The 23,505-nt window shown below is 37.0% G+C and carries 23 protein-coding genes and 1 riboswitch; of the genes, 14 read left to right on the top strand and 9 right to left on the bottom strand.

The genetic code is table 11. From position 1 onward, the window contains the following. Positions 1-6 precede the first annotated feature (6 nt). A complete protein-coding gene (locus LWE_RS02785; protein WP_011701389.1) occupies positions 7-465 on the top strand; it encodes a threonine/serine exporter family protein in 459 nt (152 codons plus the stop codon). Positions 466-564: 99 nt separating this feature from the next. Here the strand turns inward: LWE_RS02785 and LWE_RS02780 are convergent, their stop codons facing one another. The 4 genes from LWE_RS02780 to LWE_RS02765 all read right to left on the bottom strand — a co-directional run bounded on the left by LWE_RS02780 (position 565) and on the right by LWE_RS02765 (position 7,173). Further along, the gene (locus tag LWE_RS02780; protein ID WP_011701388.1) at positions 565-2,541 is read right to left on the bottom strand and encodes a MucBP domain-containing protein; all 1,977 of its coding nucleotides are present in this window, start codon (positions 2,539-2,541) and stop codon (positions 565-567) included. A 399-nt stretch (positions 2,542-2,940) separates the two neighbouring features. Next, positions 2,941-4,683 carry a MucBP domain-containing protein gene (locus LWE_RS02775; protein ID WP_011701387.1) on the bottom strand — a complete coding sequence of 581 codons (1,743 nt, stop codon included), beginning with the start codon at positions 4,681-4,683 and terminating at the stop codon, positions 2,941-2,943. A 323-nt stretch (positions 4,684-5,006) separates the two neighbouring features. After that, a complete protein-coding gene (locus tag LWE_RS02770) occupies positions 5,007-5,735 on the bottom strand; it encodes a GntR family transcriptional regulator (RefSeq protein ID WP_011701386.1) in 729 nt (242 codons plus the stop codon). 43 nt (positions 5,736-5,778) lie between these two features. After that, on the bottom strand, positions 5,779-7,173 hold the full coding sequence (locus LWE_RS02765; protein WP_011701385.1) for a glycoside hydrolase family 1 protein: 1,395 nt from the start codon (positions 7,171-7,173) through the stop codon (positions 5,779-5,781). 122 nt (positions 7,174-7,295) lie between these two features. Further along, a riboswitch (purine riboswitch) is annotated at positions 7,296-7,397 on the top strand. Between the two features lie 92 nt (positions 7,398-7,489). Between LWE_RS02765 and LWE_RS02760 the strand changes: the two genes are divergently transcribed. Then, positions 7,490-8,785 carry an NCS2 family permease gene (locus tag LWE_RS02760; protein ID WP_011701384.1) on the top strand — a complete coding sequence of 432 codons (1,296 nt, stop codon included), beginning with the start codon at positions 7,490-7,492 and terminating at the stop codon, positions 8,783-8,785. A 41-nt stretch (positions 8,786-8,826) separates the two neighbouring features. Here LWE_RS02760 and LWE_RS02755 read toward each other — a convergent pair whose 3' ends face one another. Further along, the gene (locus LWE_RS02755; RefSeq protein ID WP_011701383.1) at positions 8,827-9,858 is read right to left on the bottom strand and encodes a nucleoid-associated protein; all 1,032 of its coding nucleotides are present in this window, start codon (positions 9,856-9,858) and stop codon (positions 8,827-8,829) included. 76 nt (positions 9,859-9,934) lie between these two features. Between LWE_RS02755 and LWE_RS02750 the strand changes: the two genes are divergently transcribed. Next, on the top strand, positions 9,935-10,231 hold the full coding sequence (locus LWE_RS02750; protein WP_011701382.1) for an MGMT family protein: 297 nt from the start codon (positions 9,935-9,937) through the stop codon (positions 10,229-10,231). On the opposite strand, the gene hisJ is transcribed toward LWE_RS02750, so the two are convergent. Next, the gene (hisJ, locus tag LWE_RS02745) at positions 10,216-11,043 is read right to left on the bottom strand and encodes a histidinol-phosphatase HisJ (RefSeq protein ID WP_011701381.1); all 828 of its coding nucleotides are present in this window, start codon (positions 11,041-11,043) and stop codon (positions 10,216-10,218) included. The genes LWE_RS02750 and hisJ overlap by 16 nt on opposite strands. A gap of 139 nt (positions 11,044-11,182) precedes the next feature. Between hisJ and LWE_RS02740 the strand changes: the two genes are divergently transcribed. The 10 genes from LWE_RS02740 to gdhA all read left to right on the top strand — a co-directional run bounded on the left by LWE_RS02740 (position 11,183) and on the right by gdhA (position 19,483). Continuing rightward, the gene (locus tag LWE_RS02740) at positions 11,183-12,364 is read left to right on the top strand and encodes an ATP phosphoribosyltransferase regulatory subunit (RefSeq protein WP_011701380.1); all 1,182 of its coding nucleotides are present in this window, start codon (positions 11,183-11,185) and stop codon (positions 12,362-12,364) included. Further along, positions 12,361-13,002, top strand: coding sequence for an ATP phosphoribosyltransferase (gene hisG / locus LWE_RS02735; RefSeq protein ID WP_011701379.1), 642 nt, complete (start codon positions 12,361-12,363; stop codon positions 13,000-13,002). Before LWE_RS02740 ends, hisG begins: the two co-directional genes overlap by 4 nt. Beyond that, a complete protein-coding gene (hisD, locus tag LWE_RS02730) occupies positions 12,999-14,282 on the top strand; it encodes a histidinol dehydrogenase (RefSeq protein WP_011701378.1) in 1,284 nt (427 codons plus the stop codon). Before hisG ends, hisD begins: the two co-directional genes overlap by 4 nt. Next, positions 14,283-14,867, top strand: a complete 585-nt coding sequence (hisB, locus tag LWE_RS02725; protein ID WP_011701377.1) for an imidazoleglycerol-phosphate dehydratase HisB — start codon at positions 14,283-14,285, stop codon at positions 14,865-14,867. Next, on the top strand, positions 14,868-15,494 hold the full coding sequence (hisH, locus tag LWE_RS02720; RefSeq protein ID WP_011701376.1) for an imidazole glycerol phosphate synthase subunit HisH: 627 nt from the start codon (positions 14,868-14,870) through the stop codon (positions 15,492-15,494). Further along, a complete protein-coding gene (hisA, locus tag LWE_RS02715) occupies positions 15,473-16,195 on the top strand; it encodes a 1-(5-phosphoribosyl)-5-[(5-phosphoribosylamino)methylideneamino]imidazole-4-carboxamide isomerase (protein WP_011701375.1) in 723 nt (240 codons plus the stop codon). Before hisH ends, hisA begins: the two co-directional genes overlap by 22 nt. Next, positions 16,185-16,940 (top strand): imidazole glycerol phosphate synthase subunit HisF, encoded by a 756-nt coding sequence (hisF, locus tag LWE_RS02710; RefSeq protein WP_011701374.1) that lies wholly within the window; start codon positions 16,185-16,187, stop codon positions 16,938-16,940. Before hisA ends, hisF begins: the two co-directional genes overlap by 11 nt. Further along, positions 16,937-17,254, top strand: a complete 318-nt coding sequence (hisI, locus tag LWE_RS02705) for a phosphoribosyl-AMP cyclohydrolase (RefSeq protein ID WP_011701373.1) — start codon at positions 16,937-16,939, stop codon at positions 17,252-17,254. The genes hisF and hisI overlap by 4 nt, the downstream gene beginning before the upstream one ends. Further along, positions 17,255-17,566 carry a phosphoribosyl-ATP diphosphatase gene (gene hisE, locus LWE_RS02700; protein WP_011701372.1) on the top strand — a complete coding sequence of 104 codons (312 nt, stop codon included), beginning with the start codon at positions 17,255-17,257 and terminating at the stop codon, positions 17,564-17,566. Positions 17,567-18,106: 540 nt separating this feature from the next. Continuing rightward, a complete protein-coding gene (gene gdhA / locus LWE_RS02695) occupies positions 18,107-19,483 on the top strand; it encodes an NADP-specific glutamate dehydrogenase (RefSeq protein WP_011701371.1) in 1,377 nt (458 codons plus the stop codon). A gap of 33 nt (positions 19,484-19,516) precedes the next feature. On the opposite strand, the gene LWE_RS02690 is transcribed toward gdhA, so the two are convergent. After that, the gene (locus tag LWE_RS02690) at positions 19,517-20,422 is read right to left on the bottom strand and encodes a magnesium transporter CorA family protein (protein WP_011701370.1); all 906 of its coding nucleotides are present in this window, start codon (positions 20,420-20,422) and stop codon (positions 19,517-19,519) included. Between the two features lie 395 nt (positions 20,423-20,817). Here LWE_RS02690 and LWE_RS02685 point away from each other — a divergent pair, with 395 nt between their 5' ends. Next, positions 20,818-21,858: a lactonase family protein gene (locus tag LWE_RS02685; RefSeq protein WP_011701369.1), complete on the top strand. Its 1,041-nt coding sequence runs from the start codon at positions 20,818-20,820 to the stop codon at positions 21,856-21,858. A 42-nt stretch (positions 21,859-21,900) separates the two neighbouring features. Here the strand turns inward: LWE_RS02685 and LWE_RS02680 are convergent, their stop codons facing one another. Then, the gene (locus tag LWE_RS02680) at positions 21,901-22,596 is read right to left on the bottom strand and encodes a histidine phosphatase family protein (RefSeq protein WP_011701368.1); all 696 of its coding nucleotides are present in this window, start codon (positions 22,594-22,596) and stop codon (positions 21,901-21,903) included. Continuing rightward, the gene (locus LWE_RS02675; RefSeq protein WP_011701367.1) at positions 22,597-23,304 is read right to left on the bottom strand and encodes a histidine phosphatase family protein; all 708 of its coding nucleotides are present in this window, start codon (positions 23,302-23,304) and stop codon (positions 22,597-22,599) included. Positions 23,305-23,505: the final 201 nt, after the last annotated feature.

Here is a 23,505-nt window from a genome sequence, read left to right as displayed (position 1 = left end):
GCTAGTATGGATTTAATTTGGACAATTATGATTCAATTAGTGCTGAGTTATGTTGCGACTGTGACCTTTGCGATTATTACAAATGTGCCTAAAAGAGCGCTAAATGCTTGTGGTATTACTGGGACATTTGGTTGGATGGCGTATTGGACTTTAATGCAAATGGACTCTGGAACGGGCGCTTCTTCTCTAGCCGGAGCTTTTGTTGTTGCAGTACTTAGTCACTTTTTTGCCAAATATAAAAAAATGCCTATCACAATATTTAATGTTCCTGGAATTGTTCCGCTTGTTCCTGGTGGACTTGCCTATCAAGCTGTGCGAAATTTTGTGTTAGGTGACTATACAGAAGCAATTGGTTTTTCTGTTCAAGTAACAGTGGTTGCAGGCGCTATTGCAGCCGGCTTAATGCTATCTGAAGTGTTTAATCATAGTATCAGAGCTTTTCGGGGACGTAAAGAGCGGATTTAAAACATTCCATCATTTATATATAATAAAAAATACGTACCAAAATCTATTGAGAGATTTTGGGTACGTATTTTTTGTTGTGGTAAACTATTTTTTATTTAATCAAGGAGCTGGCCTATAGATATCATATGGTATAATTCTATAAGTGACTACTATATCCTTATCCTTTAAGGTTCCTTCCCGATTTTCAGGTATTGAAATTCCGTTATAGAATTTCATAATCCCTCTAGCAGTATCGTCTGCATCTGGAGCAATAAGATAATCAATAATATTCCCCTTGTCATCCATTATATTAAAATTCATTTCTTTAGGTAAAGAGTATGCATCGCCTTCTTTGCCTGGAATAACTATATCTGGTACCACCTGATTTTGATTATATATTTGTTGGTTGTAATCTAATTGCACTTTATATTGGTCTAAATTAGAATAAAAAGGAACAAAATCACCATCTTGATAGGTTGTTAAATCTGGTACCATAAATGGATTACCATCTTGGTCAACAAATTTAACTGTTATCTTCACATCAGCTAATGGATTTTTATTGTAAACATAGATTACTTGGATTTGATCGTTTGATAAAACGCCTGTTGCATTGGCTGGTAATTTAGTTGTATCAATCGTATAACCTTCAATCTGAAGTTTATTAAGATCTCCTGTTACATCGTAAGGATCTCCCACATTCCCGCTGATTATTTTTGGTTCATGGATTTGATTCCCATTTTCATCAAGGTATTTAATAGTTAGGTTTGCAGCAGGGACAGGCGTTTGAGTGTAAATATACGTTACAACTTGCGATTCTTTAGTAAATTCGCCAGTTGCGTTACCTTGTACTTCTTTAAAGTCATAGCCTGTAATACCTTTTTGAGCCGTTGTGTAGGTTGTTCCAACATCACCTTTTAATGTTTCAGTTGGTGCTAGAGAATTTCCTTGTTCATCTTGGTAATTTACAGTGACGGTTCCTTGTTCTACTGGTGTAACTGTTTTAGCGTAAATGTACGTTACAACTTGTGCTTTCGTTGTGAATTCGCCTGTTGTGTTACCTTGTACTTCTTTAAAGTCATAGCCTGTAATATTTTTTTGAACAGTTGTGTAGGTTTCTCCAATGTCACCTTTTAGTGTTTCAGTTGGCGCTACGGCGTTTCCTTGTTCATCTTGATAATTTACAGTGACGGTTCCTTGTTCTACTGGTGTAGGTGTTTGAGCGTAAATGTACGTTACAACTTGCGCTTTTGTTGTAAATTCGCCAGTTGCATCACCTTGTACTTCTTTAAAATCGTAACCTGTAATATCTTTTTGAACAGTTGTGTAGGTTTCTCCAATGTCACCTTTTAGTGTTTCAGTTGGTGCTAGAGAATTGCCTTGTTCATCTTGATAATTTACTGTGACAGTTCCTTGTTCCACTGGTACTGGATTTGGTAGTGGGGTTGGCTTTGTATCATTTTTACTTGTATGAATATAGCCCACATAAGTGTAACCTTCGATGTTTCCAGGTTTTTTCGTTTCTTTGGTGCCTTTTGCGACAGTCGTTGTTTCTTGTGGTTTTAAATTGCTTGTTTCTGCTGCTTGCGCAATAGAACCAATCATTAAGCTACCACCGCCAAATAGAATTAGGAATAATAAAAACTGTTTGGCATGTCTTTTTTTCAAAGTTAGTAGTCCAATACCGCTTCCTACTAAAACAAAACCGAGCATAATTAAATAAATATCTGGTCCTACATCACCGGTTTTTATTAATGCTTTTCCATTGTTGGATGCGTTCCCAGATGGGCTATTTTCATTAACTAAATAACCTTTATCCTTACTTCCTCCTGCTGAATTATTATCTGTATTAGCAGAATCTCCGGCAGTATTTTTTTTGTAAACGAATGAATAGTTCTCATAATCTTTGTTTAGGGTTTCGGTTGGATTCCCCTTAATAATGCTGTTTTTTTGTTCTTTCGTTAATGTATCAAAATCAACGTATTTGTATGTGATATTACTTGTATCACTCTCTGCAGCATATACTGGTGAATTTCCTAAAAGAAATCCGCCGAACGTTAATAATACTGCGAACAAAAACAAACCTAACTTTTTGTTCATATTCAATTTCCTCCTTGATGATTTTTCCATCTACATAAAACATAGACTTAAATTGCATTTACAATAGTTGATTATACTATGTGATTTTCTGAACTACAAAGCTTTCTGTGAAATAAAGTAATATTATGTGAACATTTTAGGTCAGAAAAGTTACTGATTTGTGAACATTAAATAACTGAAAAAGTGAACATTTTGTTAACATACAGTCTCTTTAAATTTCAGATTATTATAAAAGAAATATTAGTATTACATTGTTCATCATTCATTACACCAAAAACATTGATTTTTCCAGATAAAATGGTTATTAAATCTATTAAAAAAATACGCATCTAAAATCTACTGAGATTTTAGATACGTATTTTTTAATTCTGTTGCTTCTATAACTTTTTTATTACTTAATCACGGAGCCGGCATAATGATGGTATATGTTTCAATTTTATAAGTGACTACAATATCTTGATCCGTTAAGGTTCCTTCTCGATTATTAGGTATTGATGTGATGTTAGACCAATTAATAACCCCAGATGAACCTTCATCCTCATCTTGAGAAATAAGATATGGAACACTATTTCCTTTGTCATCAATTATATTGAAATTCATTTTTGCTGGTAAAGAGTACGTATCTCCTTCTTTTCCAGGGATAACAATATCGGGTACTACTTGGTTTTGATTATATGTTTGTCTGTTGTAATCTAATTGTACCTTATATTGATCTAGATTAGGATAAAGCGGCACAAATGCACCATCTTTTAATATGGAAAAATCCGGTACAGTAAATGGATTCCCTTGATAATCCACAAATTTAACTGTTATCTTCACATCAGCTAATGGATTTTTATTGTAAACATAGATTACTTGGATTGGTTCATTCGATAGTACGCCAGTTGCATTGGCTGGTAATTTAGTTGTATCAATCGTGTAACCTTCAATCTGAAGTTTATCAAGATCTCCTGTTACATCGTAAGGATCTCCCACATTCCCGCTGATTATTTTTGGTTCATGGATTTGATTTCCATTTTCATCAAGATATTCAATAGTTAGGTTCGCAGCAGGTACAGGTATTTGAGTGTAAACATACGTTACAACTTGCGATTCTTTAGTAAATTCGCCTGTTGTGTTACCTTGTACTTCTTTAAAGTCATAGCCTTCAACGTCTTTTTGAACAGTTGTGTAGGTTTCTCCAACATCACCTTTTAACGTTTCAGTTGGCGCTACGGTGTTTCCTTGTTCATCTTGGTAATTGACTGTGACGGTTCCTTGTTCTACTGGTGTAACTGTTTTAGCGTAAATATAGTTTACAACTTGCGCTTTTGTTGTAAATTCGCCAGTTGCGTTCCCTTGTACTTCTTTAAAGTCGTAACCTTCAACGTCTTTTTGTACCGTTTTGTAGGTTTTTCCAACCTCACCTTTTAGTGTTTCACTTGGCGCTACGGAGTTTCCTTGTTCATCTTGGTAATTCACTGTGACAGTTCCTTGTTCCACTGGTGGTGTTGGCGTCGTATCATTTTTACTTGTATGAATATAGCCCACATAAGTGTAACCTTCGATGTTTCCAGGTTTTTTCGTTTCTTTAGTGCCTTTTGTGACGGTCGTTGTTTCTTGTGGTTTTAAATTGCTGTTTTCCACCGCTTGAGCAATGGAACCAATCATTATGCTACCACCGCCGAATACGATTAGGAATAACAACAGTTGTTTGGCATGTCTTTTTTTCAAAGTTAGCAGTCCAATCCCGCCTCCCACTAAGACAAAACCAAGCATGATTAAATAAATATCTGGTCCCACATCACCGGTTTTTATTAAAGAATTTCCACTGGATGCGTTCCCAGAAGTACTATTTCCATCAACTGAATTTCCGTTACCATTACTTCCTCCTGCTGCATTATTATCTGTACTGGCAGAATCTCCAGAAGTATTTTTTTGGTAAACGAAGGAATAGTTCTCAAAATCGTTGTTGAGAGTCTCAGTTGGGTTCCCTTTGATGATACTATTTTTTTGTTCAGTCGTTAATGTATCGAAATCAACGTATTTGTAGGTGATACTACTTGTATCTCCTTCTGCGGCATATACTGGAGAATTTCCTAAAAGAAATCCGCCGAACGTTAGCAATACCGCGAACAAAAACAGACCTAATTTTTTGTTCATATTAGTTTTCCTCCTTCATAATTTTTCCATCTACTAAAATATGGACGCGCGTTGCTTTTCCAATAATAGATTTTATTATCTCCAAGCTTTTGTGAAAAAAGTAATATTATGTGAATATATTCGAGTCTAAAAATTTACTGTTATGTCAACATTTAGTCATCATAGCCCCCTTAAATTTTTTAGATAATAATTCACAGAAACATTACTATTTTATTCCACTTTTTGTCTTTAATTAAACCAAAAACATGAACTTTCTAACATAAAAAGACTATAAACAAAACGATTTCTCATTTTGCTTATAGTCTTTAGGACTTACTATTCTTTTATCGTCTCGCTATATTGACTGTTGTAAACACAAATTTATCATAACGGTGACGCGACTTCGAAAACTCAAAAGCGAGGCCATTATTCAAATAAACGGTTTGTTCCACTTCGACAACAGGATCGTCAGAAGCGCAGTCGAGGTACTGCTGGTCAAGTAATGTGGCTTTATCTGCACGAATTTGTTTATAGGAACTCGCAATCTTAAGTTTAAGTTCGTCTTGAATATAGGAGTATATCGAGCCTTCTAAGATTTGTTGATTAATTCCCGGAATCACACCAACTGGCATATACGTATGTTCTAACACGTAGGGTTCCTCTTTTACTAAACGCACGCGAAGAATATCATAAATCGGCGTTTCCAGTTCAATATGAAGACGTTCTGCAATTTCTTCTGTTGGAAAAATGACTTTAAACTCGATTACTTTACTAATAACTTTTTTTCCATCTAAAAGTTTTGTGAAACCATTTACTTCTTGATTGTGGATTTGCAAGCGATCCGCGTCCAGTGCCGATTTAATAATGAAAGTACCATGTCCACGTTTTCGGTAAAGTAAACCTTCAAGTACAAGTACTTCAAGCGCTTTTTTCATTGTCATTCGACTACAATCAAACTCTTTCGCCAAAGTTATCTCATCAGGAATAGGTTGATTAAGCGGATAGGCGTGATTCATAATTCTTTTGCGGATTTCTTCAGCAATAAAGCTATATTTTGTCTGGTTCTGAGCCACGGAAGTTCACCTCTTTACACATAATACTTTTATTTTATCATATTTAGTCTTCAAAACCATTGTTTTCTGAAAGTTCTTTGTACCAATGTCCGGATGCTTTTACTGTCCGTTTGAAATCATTGTCTAAATCAACTTCCACTAAGCCATAACGGTTTTTGTAAGCATTTGCCCAACTCCAGCAATCCATAAATGTCCAAAGATGGTAACCATGACAATTCGAACCTTCTTCAATTGCTTTATGCAACCATTTCAAATGACTCTTAATAAAATCAATTCGGTACGTATCTTCAATCATTCCATCCGCATTACGGTAACGACTTTCTCCTTCTACACCCATCCCGTTTTCAGAAATAAAGAATGGAATATTATCATAGTTGTCGCGCAGATTAATCGCAATATCATAAATCGCTCTTTCAAAAATTTCCCAACCACGATACGGATTCATTTTACGATATGGCATTTCATAATTATCAAAAAGATGTTCTGGCATAAATGGCGCATCTGGATGAGCTGCATATTCTTTTGCTTTCACACGGCGCGGTTGGTAGTAATTAACGCCAAGAATATCAATGATGTTATTTTTAATGATTGCTAAATCTTCTTCGGTATATTCAGGAAGCGCATCATGTTCACGGATAATTTCTACTAAATCAGCCGGGAATTCTCCTTTTGTTACTGGATCAAGGAAACTACGGTTGAAAATTAAATCAGCAATATGAGCTGCTTTTAGATCAGCAGGATTTTGGCTTCTAGGATAAGACGGTGTTAAGTTTAAGATAATTCCGATTTGGCCTTCTGGAATTTCAAGTGCGTGGAATTCCTTCACTGCAAGGGCATGCGCCAAAGTAGTATGATAAGCAACTTGTGTAGCACGTTTAAAATCAACGACATTCGGATAGTGCATATCGTATAAATAGCCAGCTTCAACAGGAACAATTGGCTCGTTGAAAGTAAACCAATGTTTCACACGATCACCAAATAATTCAAAACAAGTTTTTGCAAAAGTAGCATACGCATCCACTACTTCACGACTTTCAAAACCACCATTTTCTTGCATCGACATTGGCATATCAAAATGATATAAATTCATAAATGGTTCGACGTTATTTGCAAGCATTTCATCGATGACGCGGTTATAAAAATCAACGGCTTTGGGATTCACTTCACCAATACCATCTGGAATAAGGCGTGACCACTGAATCGAAGTACGGAAAGAATTGTGCCCTGTTTGTTTCATTAGAGCGATATCTTCTTTATATTGATAGTAAAAATTAGATGTATTTGTAGGTCCTACATCATTAAAGAAACGTCCTGGTTCAATGTCGTACCAATGATCCCAAATGCTTGGTTTTCTGCCATCTACATCCGCTGCACCTTCTGTTTGTGGGCCTGACGCAGCACTTCCCCACCAAAAATTCTCTGGAAATTTATAAGTCATTTTCATACCTCCAACTGTTATTTGATTTTATTATACCTTATTTTTTTAAAAGTATAAACTTATTTATTTAAAAGTTTGTTTTTTTTAATTTTATTCCTTTGATGTATTGCCAAAAATCCGCTAATCGTCTACAATAATAAAGTCGTATAAGTTCGGTAATATGGACCGTTCGTTTCTACCAGGCAACCGTAAAATGCCAGGCTACGAGCTATTGTAAATTTAATAGGGATTTTTTGGCTATTTTTATTTATTTTTCCCTTTTTTACCTATGCTCTTTCCGTTATGTGCGACAACATAAATAGGGAGGCTTTTTTTAATGGATAAATTTTTCAAACTACGCGAGAACAAGACGACTGTTCGAACAGAAATACTCGCGGGGCTAACGACTTTCTTGTCAATGGCTTATGTGCTTTTCGTCAACCCATCTATGCTTGCTACAACTGGAATGGAGTTAAAAGCCGTTTTTGTGGCAACCATTTTAGCTTCTGTTGTCGGTTCACTAGCAATGGGACTAATCGCTAATTACCCAATTGGACTTGCTCCTGGTATGGGTCTAAATGCATTTTTCGCTTATACGGTTTGTGCACAGTGGGGCATACCATGGCAAACTGCATTAGCTGGTGTGCTTGTTTCTGGATTAGTCTTCATTTGTTTAACTCTTTCGGGACTTCGAGAAAAAATCGTTAATGCTATTCCAACTGAACTAAAATTCGCCGTTGGTGCTGGAATTGGTTTTTTTATTGCCTTTTTAGGACTTAAAAATGCTGGAATTATCGTGCCAAATGATTCTACGATTGTAGCGCTTGGCAACTTGCATTCTGGACCAGTTTTACTTGCGGTTTTTGGGATTGTTGTGACAGTAGCTTATATGACAATTGGTTGGAAAGGCGCGATTTTCTTTGGAATGGCAACAACTGCTATTGCCGGAATGCTATTTGGCTTGATTGATGTGCCAACTCAAGTAGTTTCTTCTGTACCAAGTATGGCGCCAACGTTTGGACAAGCAATCATTCACTTGCCTGATATTTTTACACCACAAATGCTCATTGTAATATTGACATTTTTCTTCATTGATTTCTTTGATACTGCAGGGACACTTGTTGCAGTTGCAACACAAGCTGGTTTTGTAAAAGATAATAAAATCCCACGTGCTGGTCGTTCATTATTTTCTGACTCGCTCGCAACTGTTTTTGGTGCGATTTTCGGAACATCCACAACTACTTCTTATGTTGAATCTACTGCCGGAGTTGCGGTCGGTGGTCGGACTGGTTTGACTGCCGTTGTAGTTGCTATCTGTTTCTCCTTGTCATTATTCTTCTCGCCGCTTCTTGGCGTAATTACGAGTGCTGTTACAACTCCTGCACTTGTTATCGTTGGTATTTTAATGATTGGTAATGTCGCTCATATTGACTGGACTAAATTTGAAGTGGCTGTTCCATCGTTTTTCGTTATTTTGATGATGGTACTTACTTTTTCTATCGCAACTGGTATCGCAATTGGTTTCATTTTCTATCCAATAACAATGGTACTTAAAGGTCGCTATAAAGAAGTTCATCCAATTATGTATGTGATGATGTTGCTGTTTATATTGTACTTTATGTTTGTCGTTTAGACAGCAGAAAACCGGGGATTCCGCATCCTCGGTTTTTTATTTTAATCATAATAAACAATCATGTAATTTTTCCCTTTTTCTTCGTCGTATCCTTGGACAAAATCTGTTTCTTCTAGTTGTTCTAAGTCTTTCACGACAACGGAAATATTTTTGCCTAGTTTAATCGTTTTGCGGATTTTTTTTGATAATTTTTCGCGTTTTTCTTCATCTAACTGAAAAGTTTCTGGAAAACGGACATTATTTTCACGCTCAAACGTATCGATCATCGTGTTAAATTCGGTAATTTCTTCCGGTTTTTCAATCGTTGTACGAGCAAATTCAGCAATGTTCAACGTTTCTTCTCCAGCTAAATATTCCGTTGTCGCTTTAACAAAATTAGATTTATCAAGTAGTGACTCCTCCCGTTGCTTTATGTAATCTGTACAAACTTCTACAAATCCTTCTGTATAAAATTTCTCGTCTGTTATTTTATCAATGCTTAAAAATTTATCTTTCCAATAAACAGAATCACCACGGTTCAGCCGGTCCAAAATTAGGACTTTATTTCCCGTGTCATGATCTACATTAAAAATCAAACAACCTTTATCTAAATCTGTTCCGGTAATACCTTTATCATAACCAATTTGAAATTCTCTGCCGTTAAAATCATTTTTTAGAAAGACTTCTTTGTTTTCGACTTTGAAAATTCCTATACCATTCGTAAAATCTCCATCAACTACACAACCCTCAATAAAGAAAATCCATACATCACCACTTTTAATATTCGGGTGGGTTGTTTCGCTATATAAATGTTCTAGAATTTTCTTGGATTCATCCAAAAATTCCTCCTCTTGGAGAAACATGTTGCTAGCAAAAGTACGGACTTCATTAAAGTCCAAATCAGTTTCATGCGTAAACTTAAAATATTCATCTTTTGTAAATGGCTCTAAGAAAATAGAAGCTAGCGTTTGATTCATTTCTGAACCAATATCAGCGAGCACATTCGCCGAGACTTCTGTTCCCTCTTCTCTCGCTTTATTTCCAGCAAAATGGACCACGAGCTTCGTAATTTTCGCGTAAGAAAAATCTGGCATTCCTTTATCATCCTAACTTTTATAAAATAGGTATTTCCTGTATACTAAATTTATTATAAACAAATGGAGGTACGTCATGATTCCAGCAGATTTTGAAGTTCGCGTTTATACGGTCGTGCGCCAAATTCCGCGCGGCAAAGTAACAACATATGGTCAAATCGCCTATATGATTGGCTTTCCCAAAAATGCAAGACTCGTTGGTGCAACATTAAAACATTCAAAGCGCGACCAAATTACACCTTGTCATCGTGTTGTAAATGCAGCTGGTCGCCTCGTCCCGGGTTGGGAAGAACAACGCGAACTGCTTCTATTAGAAGGTATTACATTTAAAGAAAATGGACATGTCAAAATGAAAGATCATTTTTGGCAATAAGTGTTATAACCACGACCAATATCTTGAACACCATGCGAATCAGATCCATATACAAATGGAATCTTTAACTCACTAGCTAAAGTCACGATTTCTTTAGGTGGGTAAGTTTCTCCGCAAAGTGGCTTAAATAGGCCCGCCGTATTAAAATCAAGCTCATAATCGCGCTTTTTCACTAGAGCAAGAATCGCTTGAAATTCTTCCATTACTTCTTCTGAAAAATCAGGTGTACTTACTCCAAAAAACTGTTGAAACTTCTGACACAATGAAATATGTCCTATCCTCCGCGGTTTAAATAGACCTAAATCCGCTTCAATCGACTGTTTCACACCTTCCAAATAAGCAAGTTGCGCTTGTTCAAATCCACCATAAAATTGCACAATTCCTTCATTATAATCTTCCGCCGAAAAATCAATCGAACGAAATCCACCTTGCCCTTCTAAAAAATGTAAGGACAACACGCCATCATCAGTTTGTGGTCCATACTCATTTAAAAAATCTCGCGTAAAATCCTCATAACCAATCAAATAATCTACTTCCAATCCAATATGTATGAATAAATCGCTCGCATATTTTTTCTTTATATGGTTCATTTTTTTAAAATAATAAGGCAGATCACTCATTGCCATACTTGCGGTCGTTACGGCTTTGCTATCACCAGCAGTATTTTTCATAAACTCACTCGAAAGCGGTGCATGTTCAACAATAGAATACTCATCAAAATCAAGTTCAATCGCTTTTAAAACCATTTCCTCCACATCATCATGCGTACCATGTGGACAAAATTCGGTATGCGTGTGCCCGTCTCTTTTCATATTCAACCCTCTTTCCTTAAATGCGCTAAATGCTAGATTAATTATACCATATGGAATTATTTTTCTATTCATTATTTACAAAAATGCTTTAACGTGCTAATATGCTAATAAACTAAAATATCGTAAAGGAGCTCACCAGATGAACTTAAATAAGAACTTGCCAACTGGAACTCGAGATAAACTCTTTCGTGAAGCCCAAGCTGCATACAAAATTGAACAACAAGTGAATCATTATTTTGAGAAACGCGGATTTAAACGTATTGAAACACCTGTTATTGAATTTGAAGATGTCTTTTCCTCTGAACATCAAGCGGATGCAAAGTTATATCGTTTCTTTGATGAAAAAGGTCGATTGACGGTTCTTCGGCCAGATATGACACTTCCAATTGGTCGAGTCGTTAGTACAACTGGTGTCACGCTTCCTTTAAAACTTTCTTATAGCGGAAAAATCTTTCGTGCAAATGAAGACTTTGGTGGCGAACAAAACGAACAAACACAAGCCGGAATTGAACTTGTCGGCTATCCTTCGATTAAAGCAGAGATTGAATGTATTTTAAGTGGAATTGGGGTCTTAAATGCGTTAGAAATTCCGAATTTTCAAATTGAACTTGGACATGCAGCTATTTATAGACGTGTCATCCACCTTTTAAACCTTCCTGAAACTGCTGAAATCGATTTTCGACTATTGATTCAAAATAAAAGTTTAACTGGCATTCAACAATTTGTTGCCAATAATCCAAGCACACTCGATGATTTTATTTTAGCGTTACCCCGATTATTTGGACCTGCAAAGGCTATTTTAAAACAAGCAAAAAACTTAACAACAGATAAAGGAATTTTGACAGCACTGAGCGAAATGGAAACTATCGTAGAAGCTGTTTCTTACACAGCAGATATTAGTGTCGATTTAGGACTCGTGCAAGATTTTCATTATTATACAGGTATTATTTTCAGAGGATATGCTGACCTTGCTGCTGATAATTTTTTAAGTGGCGGTCGTTATGATCACTTACTAGAACAATTCACAAGCTTTTCCTCTCCAGCAGTTGGTTTAGCACTTAATCTCGACTCCCTCACAACATTACAAAACCGCGCTGGTATTATCAAAAAACAAGCTCCTACAATTCTTTTAATCCACTACGATCTAGATGCACTTCCACAAGCCGAAAAACTCATGCAAGAAACACCAAATAGCGAATTAAGTTTTTTTGATACATCCACAAACGCCATCTCTTTTGCCCAAAAATGGCACATTCCGACCGTTGTCCATGTTTCTAACCAAGGTATTCAGACTATTTTTCAAAAGGAGGCAGACTTATGAAGGCTTTGAAAATCGCCTTAACGAAAGGACGGCTAGAACGAGATGCGGTTGCTCTTTTGAAGAAAGCAGGGATTGATTGTTCTTCTATGTTGGATAAAAAACGCAAACTCATTTTCCATAGTAATTCTCAACCGGTTTCTTTTATTTTAGTAAAAGCTGTTGATGTGATGACTTATGTGAAGCATGGCGTTGCAGATATTGGCATAGTTGGCAAGGATGTTTTAATGGAAGCGTCCAAATCACATTATGAAATGCTTGACCTTGAGATTGGTAAATGTCAGTTTTGTTTGGCCTCGACACCTGATTTCGATCCAAGCAACTACCGTCGAAAAATCATCGCCACTAAATATCCAACCGTTGCTTCTAAATTTTTTCGTGAAAAAGGGGAAGATGTAGAAATCATCAAGATTGAAGGCTCCGTTGAAATTGCGCCTGTACTTGGACTTGCCGATGCTATCATCGATATCGTCGAGACTGGTTCTACTTTAAAAGAAAATGGCTTACTTATTTATGAAAAAATGTATCCTATCTCAGCCCGCCTAATTGTCAATAAAGCTTCCTTAAAACAAAATAAAACGCAAATTTTCCAACTAATCGACCAATTAGAACAAGCGATAAAGGAGGAGCGTACCAAATGAAACGTTTAACCGGAACAATAGACACGATATTAAAGGAACTCAAAAATGAAAACAACCTTAGTACTTCACTTCAAGTGGAAACCGAGGTAAAAGCAATCATCGACAAAGTAAAAACAATTGGTGACCAAGCTTTATTGGATTTCACCTCCCAGTTTGATAACGTACAGCTAAGCGAATTACGCGTCCCAAACTCTCTCCTCCAAGCAGCTACAGCAAAAGTCGAACCCGCCTTCCTTGATGCTCTTCAGCAAGCAAAAACAAACATTGAAAGTTTCCACAGCAAGCAAAAACAACATGCTTTCCTTGATAACGAAAAAGATGGCGTCATTCGCGGACAATTGATTCGCCCACTAGAAACTGTTGGAGTTTATGTTCCCGGTGGTACAGCTGCCTATCCATCCTCTGTTTTAATGAATGTATTGCCTGCCAAAATCGCTGGAGTAAAACGCATCGTCATGATTACACCTCCTGGAGATAATGGAGTTAATCCGTACGTTTTAGCGGCGGCAGAACTAGCTGGCGTGGATGAAATTTACCAAGTTGGGGGTGCTCACGGAATCGCGGCTCTTGCTTATGGAACAGAATCTATTCCTAAAGTAGATAAAATCGTTGGTCCTGGGAATATTTATGTTGCTACTGCTAAGCGCGAAGTTTTTGGCTCAGTCGATATCGATATGATTGCTGGTCCATCCGAAATCGTTGTGCTCGCAGATGAAACCGCCAATCCCGCTTTCATAGCTGCTGACTTACTCTCCCAAGCAGAGCACGACATTTTATCCCGTGCTATCTTAATCACAACAAGTGAAAAAATCGCCCGGCAAACACAAATTGAAATGGATAAACAGCTAGAAAAACTACCTCGAAAAGCAATTGCTCAGAAATCCATTGAAACGAATGGGCACATCATTGTCGTAAGCAGTAAGCAAGAAATGTTCGATATTATGAATGAAGTCGCTCCTGAACATCTAGAAGTACAACTTGAAAATCCTATGAACTATCTCTATCAAATTAAAAACGCTGGTTCTATTTTCTTAGGAAGCTATGCCTCAGAACCACTTGGCGACTATTTTGCTGGCCCGAACCACGTCTTACCAACAAGCGGAACCGCCAAATTCTTTTCTCCACTTGGCGTAGAAGATTTCACCAAACGTTCTTCTTTTATTTCTTACACAAAAGAAGCGCTTGCTAAAGAAAAAGATGCCATAGTGCTACTTGCTACTAAAGAAGGTCTGGATGCCCACGCTAAAGCCATTCAAATTCGTTTTGAGGAGGAAAATTAAATGAGAACAGCAACTAAAACCAGAGTGACCGCAGAAACATCAATTGAGCTTTCCATTAACCTAGATTCAGCAGCAGAATCAACAATTGCTACTGGAATTGGATTTTTGGATCATATGCTCACCTTATTTGCCAAACACAGCAGAATTAATTTAAACGTAAAAGCAGATGGCGATACGCGTGTCGATGCGCACCATACCGTGGAAGACGTTGGCATAACGCTTGGTATATGTTTAAAAGAAGCACTGGGTGATAAAGCGAGTATTAATCGCTATGGGTCGACTTATGTCCCTATGGACGAATCACTCGGATTTTGCGCGCTGGATTTAAGCGGTCGTTCCTACCTTGTATTTGACGCTGAATTAACAAATCCTAAACTCGGCGATTTTGACACAGAATTAGTAGAAGAATTTTTCCAAGCAGTTGCCTTTAACACAGGGATGAATCTCCACCTTCGCGTTCTTTATGGCAAAAATACACATCATAAAATCGAATCACTTTTCAAAGCATTTGGTCGTGCTCTTCGTGAAGCAATCACCATTAACCCAGAAATCAAAGGCGTAAATTCTACTAAAGGGGTCCTTTAAATGATTGTAATTATTGATTATGATACAGGAAACACGAAGAGCATCAGTAAAGCACTTGATTTCATTGGACTACAAAACAAAATTTCTAGTAATAAAACAGAAATTTTACAAGCTGATGGAGTTATTTTGCCAGGGGTTGGAGCTTACCCAGAAGCCATGCAAGAATTGATTCGACGTGGGCTTGATGTGACATTAAAAGAAATTGCAGTATTACGCAAACCAATTCTTGGCGTTTGTCTTGGTATGCAACTTTTGCTGGAATCGAGTAACGAGCATGTCTTTACTAGAGGGCTAGGGCTTATTCCTGGTTATGCTGAAAAACTACCCGACGAACCCAAATTTGTCATTCCACACATGGGCTGGAATCAATTAGAAAATAAGCGCATAACTCCTCTCACAAAAAAAGTGGATGGTGAATATGTTTATTATGTCCATTCCTATTACGCCAATTGCCCACCAGAATACATTATTGCAACTAGTGGCTATTCTGTTGAAATTCCTGGCATGATAAATAATGGTCATATATACGGCGCTCAGTTCCATCCTGAAAAAAGCGGACAAATCGGTCTTGAAATTTTAAAAGGATTTAAGGAGGTCATTCGTTCATGCAAATCTTCCCTGCAATAGATTTAAAAAATGGACAATGCGTCCGACTTTTTCAAGGCGATTTTTCAAAAAAAATGATTGTCAATGAAGATCCGATTGCCCAAGCAAAAGCATTTGCCACTGGTGGTGCAACTTATTTGCATATCGTTGACTTAGACGGCGCATTAGAAGGACGTCCTGTTAATCTAGAAATCATCCAAAAAATGAAAGAAGCTGCCACTGTTCCTGTTCAAGTTGGTGGAGGTATTCGAAGTTTGGCACAAGTAGATTATTATCTTGATTCTGGCATTGACCGTGTTATTATCGGTTCTGCTGCATTAACAAATCCAGATTTTTTACACGCCGCAGTTCAAAAATACGGACCAAAAATAGCCGTTGGAATTGATGCTAAAAATGGTTATGTCGCAACGAGTGGTTGGTTAGAAGTCAGTCAAGTAAACTATTTAGATTTAGCTAAACAAATGGAGAAAGTGGGTGTAGAAACAATTATATACACCGATATTAGCCGTGATGGCACGCTAACAGGTCCTAATTTAGAACAGATGGCTGCCTTACAAAAACATGTAAACATTCATTTAATAGCCTCTGGTGGCGTGAGTAGTCGCGCTGATTTAGAAGCTCTTTCCCAACTCGGTTTATACGGAGCAATTGCGGGAAAAGCGCTTTATAATGGTCATATTTCAATGTCAGATGTCACAGAGGTGGAAAATCATGCTTACTAAACGAATCATTCCCTGCCTTGATGTGACAGCTGGTCGCGTTGTAAAGGGGGTAAATTTTGTTTCCTTAACAGATGTGGGCGACCCTGTCGAAATCGCCAAAGCATATAATGAAGCTGGTGCAGATGAACTTGTTTTTCTTGATATCACAGCAACCGTCGAGCTGCGTCAAACAATGATTGATGTCGTCGAACGAACCGCCGAGCAAGTCTTCATTCCGCTTACAGTTGGTGGTGGTATTAGTAGCGTGGCCGATATGAAAGAACTTCTACAAGCTGGCGCCGACAAGATTTCGCTCAATTCCGCTGCAATTAAACGTCCAGAACTCATCCAAGAAGGTGCCAAAAAATTCGGCAATCAATGTATCGTTGTGGCCATTGATGCTAAATGGAACGGCACAAATTGGCATGTTTTCACAAGAGGTGGACGAGAGGACACTGGACTGGATGCCGTTAAGTGGGCTAAAAAAGCAGTTGGCCTCGGAGCTGGCGAAATCCTGCTAACAAGTATGGACGGCGATGGTACTAAAAACGGTTATGATATTCCACTCACAAAAGCCATTTCTGAAGCAGTCTCCGTCCCCGTCATCGCTTCAGGCGGCTGTGGCAATGCCAATCATATGGTGGAAGTTTTCGAACAAACAAGCGCAACCGCCGCACTCGCCGCAAGTATTTTCCATTACGGCGAACTTAGCATTACACATGTCAAAAATACCTTACTTGAAAAAGGAGTGAATATCCGTCCATGATAACTATTGATTTTTCTAAAGGCCTTGTCCCTACTATTATCCTAGATGACCACAATGGTGAAGTCCTAATGCTCGCCTATATGAGTGAAGAAAGTTACCAAAAAACAGTTGAAACAGGCTATACTTGGTTTTTTTCGCGCTCTAGAAATGAACTTTGGAACAAAGGCGCAACAAGTGGACATACTCAAAAAGTTAAACAAATTTGGACCGATTGCGATAACGACACTCTGCTCATTCGTGTAAATCAAACCGGCCCGGCCTGTCATACCGGCAAAAAAAGCTGCTTTTTCCATCTTATTAAGGAGGGCGATTAAATGCTAAATGATTTATATGAAGAAATCAAAAAGCGCAAAGAACAACCTAAAGAAGGTTCCTACACTAATTATCTCTTTGAAAAAGGACTAGATAAAATCCTCAAGAAAGTTGGCGAAGAAACGACCGAAGTAATTATTGCATCTAAAAACAATAACCAAGAATTAGTTAATGAAGTGGCTGATTTAACATATCATTTGCTTGTCCTCTTAGCAGAAAAAAATGTTTCTTTATCTAGTGTTCAAGCTGAATTAGAGCGCCGTGAAGGAAAACTAAGTACCACTCGTGATCGTAAAGAAATTGATGAGTTATAAAACATGACATTTTCGTAACCTTAAAGAATATTATTGTAAGAAGAAGCACAGGATTATTTAGGAGTTCTTTTATATACTTATTTATGAGGAGAGCTTTTATTTCCCAAAAGAAAGCAAAATAATGTTAAAGCATTCATTCTGTATCCGAATTCGTCTTATCCCTTGACGTTGCTTTAACATTATTCTCCCTAATACTCCCTTTAACCGCATCCCCCTGGTGCGGTTATATTTTTTTAAAATCCCTCACAAAGCAATGTTAGCTTTTTAAAATGACAAAAATCACTCAATTATCTAATCATTTCATCTTCAAAAAATGAGCAAACGCTCTCATTAACTTGATTTTAAAAAATTTCAGAAAAATTGGTTTTTATGCTTGAAAATATTCTCAACAATGTGTAAACTAACAACATAGGTAAGAAAAGTTGACCTAATTGGCACAAACAAGCGGATGTTTTATTCATTTATAACATCGTATGTATCTGTGTCTAGTTTTCTATTTTTCCTTATAGTCAAAATATTTAAACAAGGAGCGATTATAGTATGGCACAAACATCCACTATCCAAAATGACACTAAAGCAGCGGAAGAATATGCAGCTCGTGTGTTTGAAACAATTAAGCAGCGGAACCCTGGGGAAACCGAATTCCACCAAGCAGTAGAAGAATTCTTAAACTCTGTTATCCCTGCCTTGGCAAAAGAACCTAAGTATGAAGCAAATGGTATCTTAGAGCAGTTAACAGAACCCGAACGCCTTATCAGTTTCCGAGTTCCATGGGTGGATGATTCTGGCGCAGTAAATGTAAATCGCGGCTATCGCGTACAATTTAATAGCGCAATTGGGCCTTACAAAGGTGGCTTACGTTTTCACCCTTCCGTTACAGGTAGTATCGTAAAATTCCTTGGCTTTGAGCAAATCTTCAAAAATTCCTTAACTGGCTTACCAATCGGTGGCGGCAAAGGTGGCTCTGATTTTGATCCAAAAGGCAAATCAGACGCAGAAGTAATGCGTTTTTGTCAAAGTTTTATGACAGAATTACAAAAACATATCGGCCCAGATACAGATGTCCCAGCAGGTGATATCGGTGTTGGCGGACGTGAAATTGGATACTTATTCGGACAATACAAACGTCTTCGTGGCGCTTATGATGCAGGCACTTTAACTGGTAAAGGTCTATCTTACGGTGGTAGCTTGGCTCGTACAGAAGCAACTGGTTATGGACTTGTTTACTTCACCGTGGAAATGTTAGAAGCAGCCGGCGAAACTATCCGTGGCAAGAAAATTGTTGTCTCTGGTTCAGGTAATGTGGCCATTTATGCAATCGAAAAAGCACATGAACTTGGTGCAAAAGTAATCGTATGTAGTGACTCAGCAGGCTTTGTTTATGACAAAGAAGGTATAAAAGTAGAAACAGTTAAACAATTAAAAGAAGTAGAGCGCAAACGTATTAGTGAGTATGTAATCATTCATCCATCTGCTGAATATTATGCAGGCGGCGACGTATGGTCAGTGCCATGTGATATCGCATTACCTTGTGCTACTCAAAATGAAATAAACGCTGATCAAGCTCGTGCACTAGTAAAAAATGGCGTTATCGCTGTTGCCGAGGGTGCAAATATGCCATCTACACTTGAAGCAGTGGATATTTATCATGAAAATAAAGTACTATTTGGACCTGCAAAAGCCGCAAATGCTGGTGGAGTTGCAGTGTCAGCTCTTGAAATGGCTCAAAATAGCACACGAATGAGTTGGACTTTCCAAACCGTTGATGAACACTTGCAAAATATTATGAAAGATATTCATAAAAATTCAAGCAATGCTGCAAGTGAATACGGCGCATCTGGCAACCTCGTTATTGGTTCCAATATTGCCGGATTCCTAAAAGTAGCAGATACCATGATTGCACAAGGAATTATTTAAAAAAAGCTCTTCTTTCGCTGGAAAGAAGAGCTTTTATTTCATTAATTTTCGTAAAACAAACGAGAGTCCGAACCAAAGTAACACACTAATAAAGATAGCGACCATCCATCCAAAAGCATTATGTTCAAGCGGAAGTGGCATATTCATTCCAAAAAAACCAGTGATAATGGTAGGAACAGTAAGCAAAATAGATAAAGCCGTCAATATTTTCATCGTGTCATTTAAATTATTATTTAAGATATTATTATAAGTTCCCGATAATTGTTGCAATATTTGGGAGCTTAGTTCAGTCATTTCTACCAGTTGTCGCGCTTCTATTAAAGCATCTTCAAATTGTTCTTTCTCCACTTCATTCATCTCTCGGTAGATTAAATGTGTTTTCATTTGCTCTAATAAAGCCGCATTTTGCTTGGAAGCTGATAAAAAATAAACGATTCCAGTTTCTAAATCAGATAAAGATAGCAAGTTTTTTTTCGTAGTTTTAATTTTTAACTTATCATTAATTGTTTTTCGATCAACATCCATCTCTTCTACATATGGAAAAAACGAATCCATAACAAGATACAAACTACTAAATAAAAATTGCAAAATAGTTACCTCTGTATTTTCTTCCAAATAACGATTCATTTTTTTCACGATATACTGATTATTTTTGTTCGAAATAGTAAGTAACTGTGTATCTTTAATAATAAAAACCATTGGAATTGTTTCATAATGATTATCGATTTTTCTTTGGTCAGGTACATTAAAGACAACGACAAAAGTATTCGTTTTTTGATCATATTCAAAATGAGCCCGTTCATTTCTGTCTATAGAATAAGCAATTACTTCTTCGTCGATTTTATAAGTGGCATAAATTTCTTCTAGTTTCGTCGTTTTATCTGTATCAATATTGACCCAATTATACTTTTCATTTCCAAAAACTGTTTGAATGGACATTTATTTATCCTCTCTTTCTTTGATGACATAAAAAAAAGAGCCTATTTTCAGGACATCTCTAATTCTACATAATTATAGCACAGAACCTGGGAAATTCTGTGCTACAACTATATTTAAGGAGTGTTTATTCGTCTTAAGTGATTAAAAATATTTCTATGGGGGAAGTGATTTATTTTTAACCAACTTATTTCAAATAACAATCTCTATGGGATAACTACATTTTACATTACTTTTATTTCCAAGTCAATACTTTTGTTACAAAAACATTTCATTAAAGACTAAAAACAACTTAAGTTAGTGAAAAGTAACGAAAATGCAATAAACGCGATGTTTCTCTATCCTTTCTTCACTATGCTATAATTAATAAGGAAATATCTTATATAGGAGGAAAAGACATGTCAAATAATGAAGCAACTGCTTATATTGGTACATATACCAAAGCCGAAAGTCAAGGTATCTATCGCTTAGTAATCGACAAAACTACAGGCGAAATTAAAGAAAATAAATTAGCTGGAAAAATGGACAATCCCACATATCTAAAAATTTCTGATGATGAAAAATTCGTTTATTCCGTAGCAAAAGATGGTGATAAAGGTGGTGTCGCAGCCTTTTCAATTGAAGAGGACGGTTCACTTAAGTTCATTAATCAAGATGTACAAACTGGCAACCCGCCATGTTATGTAGACGCTTCCGAAGACGGTTCTATCGTCGTTTCAGCTAATTATCACTTAGGTACAATTGTTAGCTACCCAACAGAAAATGGCGCAATAAAATCTTCTGTTTCTACTATTCAACATACTGGTAAAAGCGTTCACGAACGTCAAGAAAAACCACATGCACACTTTGCTGGTTTCACACCAGACCAAAAATATGTTATCACATGTGATCTTGGAACAGACAAAGTAACTACTTATTCCGCTAATGCAGGAACACTTGAAAAAGTAACCGAATTAGATGTGAAAGCTGGAAGCGGCCCTCGTAACCTTGTTTTTCATCCAAATGCTAAATATGTGTATATCATGACAGAATTAACTTCCGAAGTTATTTTTGCTGAATATGATAAAACTACTGGCAAATTGAATGTTATCCAAACAATTGCTTCTCTTCCAGAAAGTTTTGACAAAGAAAATAAAGGAAGCGCAATCCATATTTCTCCAGATGGTCGTTTCTTATATGTTTCTAACCGTGGCCAAGATGCTATCGTTAGTTATGCCGTTGCAGAAAATGGCTCATTAACACTAGCAGCAACAACACCAGTTGAAGGCGTGGGTCCTCGTGATTTTGACCTTAATTACACTGGCGATATCTTAGTTGCAACAAACGAAAACAGCAATAACGTCACTGTTTTTGGTGTAAATAAAGAAACTGGCGCTCTTACTTTACTTCAAAAAGACGTAAAAGTTCCAGAACCAGTTTGCATTAAATTCGTAAAATAACAAAAAAAATCCAGAATGGCTTTTAGACCATTCTGGATTTTTTTATGCTAAAACTAATTTTCCGGCTTCAATGTAGCTCAAATCATTAACAGCTTCGATGGTCCATTTGCCATTTTCAAAACCAAGTCTTGTAACACTCGCATTAGCTAATTCAGGATTAATCATAGACTTATCAAAGAAAGAAATAATCGTATTAATCGCCATTCCATGAGAAACAACTAAAACATTCGCATTTTCTACATGATTTTCTTCACTAACTATTTCTAAAGCTTTTTTCAATCTAGCAACCATGGCATCCCAAGTTTCAGACATTCCAGTTTTATCCAATTTTTCAACTGTTTCAGAAATAATTTGATAACCATCATCGCCGAATTTTTCAAAAGCCTCTTCAAGTGAATGAAAACCTAAGTGCTCCATTACTTTCCCAAACATCACATCTTCATATTCCCCTTCAAATTTACCAAAACCAAATTCCCGAAAATCACTTAACTCATTGATTTCCAAATGTGGTTGTTTACTTTCGCGTATAATAATTCCAGCTGTTTCAATTGTCCGACCACGATCACTTGTATAAACCGCCTCAAAAGGAACTTCTCGTAATCCACGACCTAAAAATTCCGCCACTTCAATTCCTTCTTTTGTTAAAGGTGTATCTGACCAACCTTGCACACGACGAGATGTATTAAACATCGTCTTACCGTGTCTAACTAGGTACACATTCAGTTTTCCTGTTGCCACTCAAACTCCTCCTTGCGCTTTTTTTCCTGCTTCTACATAAAACATATTTCCTGGTTCTTCGATAGAATAAGCTCCATTTTCAAAAATCACTTTTGTCACACTAGCGTTTTCGATAATTCTTAAATTTTTACTTGGATCAATCATTTCAATAATTCGGTGAATAACCATACCGTGCGCAACGACTAAAACTTCTCCTCCGCCACGATTCTGCGTGTCTTGGAGAATTGTATCCAGCCCAGCAGCCAATCTTTTTTCAAAAATAGCCGAGTTTTCTGTCATTCCAGTTTCATCCATTTTGTGGACCGTATCAATCACGATATTAGAATTGTTCGCAGCAGTTTTATCGTAATAACTTTCAATTGATTCAAAACCATGTGCTTTCGCAACCATTTTTAAAACTGTTTGGTTATATTCCCCTTCAAATTTACCGAAACCAAATTCACGTATTTCAGGTAATTGTTCCAGTTTTAAATGATGGTTCTCGCTTTCTTTCATTACTATTCGTGCTGTTTCGATGGCCCGTCCGCGGTCACTTGCGTAAGCGGCTACAAAATTAGTGCCTTTTAAGCCATGACCTAAATCATGCGCAACAAGTGCTCCCTCTTCGGTGAGCGGCGAGTCAGCCCAGCCCTGTACCCGATCAAGTGTGTTTAAAATCGTCTTTCCATGTCTCGTTAAATAAATAACTACCCTACCTGATGATTCCATGTATACACTCCTTTAAATTATCACTTCTCCCTTTAATATTAGCAATCTTAGGAGTTAATGGCAAACTAATTAATTTAAAAGTAACTTTGAACATCCATTTAAAACTCCTGATTTTTTTAGATTTTGTCATGATTAGTATAAATATTTTTGGAAATAAAAATATGAACAAAAAACACTTCCTCCAAATATCGAGAAAGTGTT

Origin of the sequence: Listeria welshimeri serovar 6b str. SLCC5334 (genome assembly GCF_000060285.1) — a bacterium.
Lineage (GTDB): Bacteria > Bacillota > Bacilli > Lactobacillales > Listeriaceae > Listeria > Listeria welshimeri.
The sequence above is the reverse complement of the archived record's forward strand: the minus strand, read 5'-3'. Positions and strand labels throughout refer to the sequence as shown.

What these genes read in the sequence shown, in the direction of transcription:
- LWE_RS02785 (WP_011701389.1), top strand. Translation starts at nt 7, where the DNA reads ATGGATTTAATTTGGACAATTATGATTCAATTAGTGCTGAGTTATGTT.
- LWE_RS02780 (WP_011701388.1), bottom strand. Translation starts at nt 2,541, where the DNA reads ATGAACAAAAAGTTAGGTTTGTTTTTGTTCGCAGTATTATTAACGTTC.
- LWE_RS02775 (WP_011701387.1), bottom strand. Translation starts at nt 4,683, where the DNA reads ATGAACAAAAAATTAGGTCTGTTTTTGTTCGCGGTATTGCTAACGTTC.
- LWE_RS02765 (WP_011701385.1), bottom strand. Translation starts at nt 7,173, where the DNA reads ATGACTTATAAATTTCCAGAGAATTTTTGGTGGGGAAGTGCTGCGTCA.
- LWE_RS02760 (WP_011701384.1), top strand. Translation starts at nt 7,490, where the DNA reads ATGGATAAATTTTTCAAACTACGCGAGAACAAGACGACTGTTCGAACA.
- LWE_RS02755 (WP_011701383.1), bottom strand. Translation starts at nt 9,858, where the DNA reads ATGCCAGATTTTTCTTACGCGAAAATTACGAAGCTCGTGGTCCATTTT.
- LWE_RS02750 (WP_011701382.1), top strand. Translation starts at nt 9,935, where the DNA reads ATGATTCCAGCAGATTTTGAAGTTCGCGTTTATACGGTCGTGCGCCAA.
- hisJ (WP_011701381.1), bottom strand. Translation starts at nt 11,043, where the DNA reads ATGAAAAGAGACGGGCACACGCATACCGAATTTTGTCCACATGGTACG.
- LWE_RS02740 (WP_011701380.1), top strand. Translation starts at nt 11,183, where the DNA reads ATGAACTTAAATAAGAACTTGCCAACTGGAACTCGAGATAAACTCTTT.
- hisG (WP_011701379.1), top strand. Translation starts at nt 12,361, where the DNA reads ATGAAGGCTTTGAAAATCGCCTTAACGAAAGGACGGCTAGAACGAGAT.
- hisD (WP_011701378.1), top strand. Translation starts at nt 12,999, where the DNA reads ATGAAACGTTTAACCGGAACAATAGACACGATATTAAAGGAACTCAAA.
- hisB (WP_011701377.1), top strand. Translation starts at nt 14,283, where the DNA reads ATGAGAACAGCAACTAAAACCAGAGTGACCGCAGAAACATCAATTGAG.
- hisH (WP_011701376.1), top strand. Translation starts at nt 14,868, where the DNA reads ATGATTGTAATTATTGATTATGATACAGGAAACACGAAGAGCATCAGT.
- hisA (WP_011701375.1), top strand. Translation starts at nt 15,473, where the DNA reads ATGCAAATCTTCCCTGCAATAGATTTAAAAAATGGACAATGCGTCCGA.
- hisF (WP_011701374.1), top strand. Translation starts at nt 16,185, where the DNA reads ATGCTTACTAAACGAATCATTCCCTGCCTTGATGTGACAGCTGGTCGC.
- hisI (WP_011701373.1), top strand. Translation starts at nt 16,937, where the DNA reads ATGATAACTATTGATTTTTCTAAAGGCCTTGTCCCTACTATTATCCTA.
- hisE (WP_011701372.1), top strand. Translation starts at nt 17,255, where the DNA reads ATGCTAAATGATTTATATGAAGAAATCAAAAAGCGCAAAGAACAACCT.
- gdhA (WP_011701371.1), top strand. Translation starts at nt 18,107, where the DNA reads ATGGCACAAACATCCACTATCCAAAATGACACTAAAGCAGCGGAAGAA.
- LWE_RS02690 (WP_011701370.1), bottom strand. Translation starts at nt 20,422, where the DNA reads ATGTCCATTCAAACAGTTTTTGGAAATGAAAAGTATAATTGGGTCAAT.
- LWE_RS02685 (WP_011701369.1), top strand. Translation starts at nt 20,818, where the DNA reads ATGTCAAATAATGAAGCAACTGCTTATATTGGTACATATACCAAAGCC.
- LWE_RS02675 (WP_011701367.1), bottom strand. Translation starts at nt 23,304, where the DNA reads ATGGAATCATCAGGTAGGGTAGTTATTTATTTAACGAGACATGGAAAG.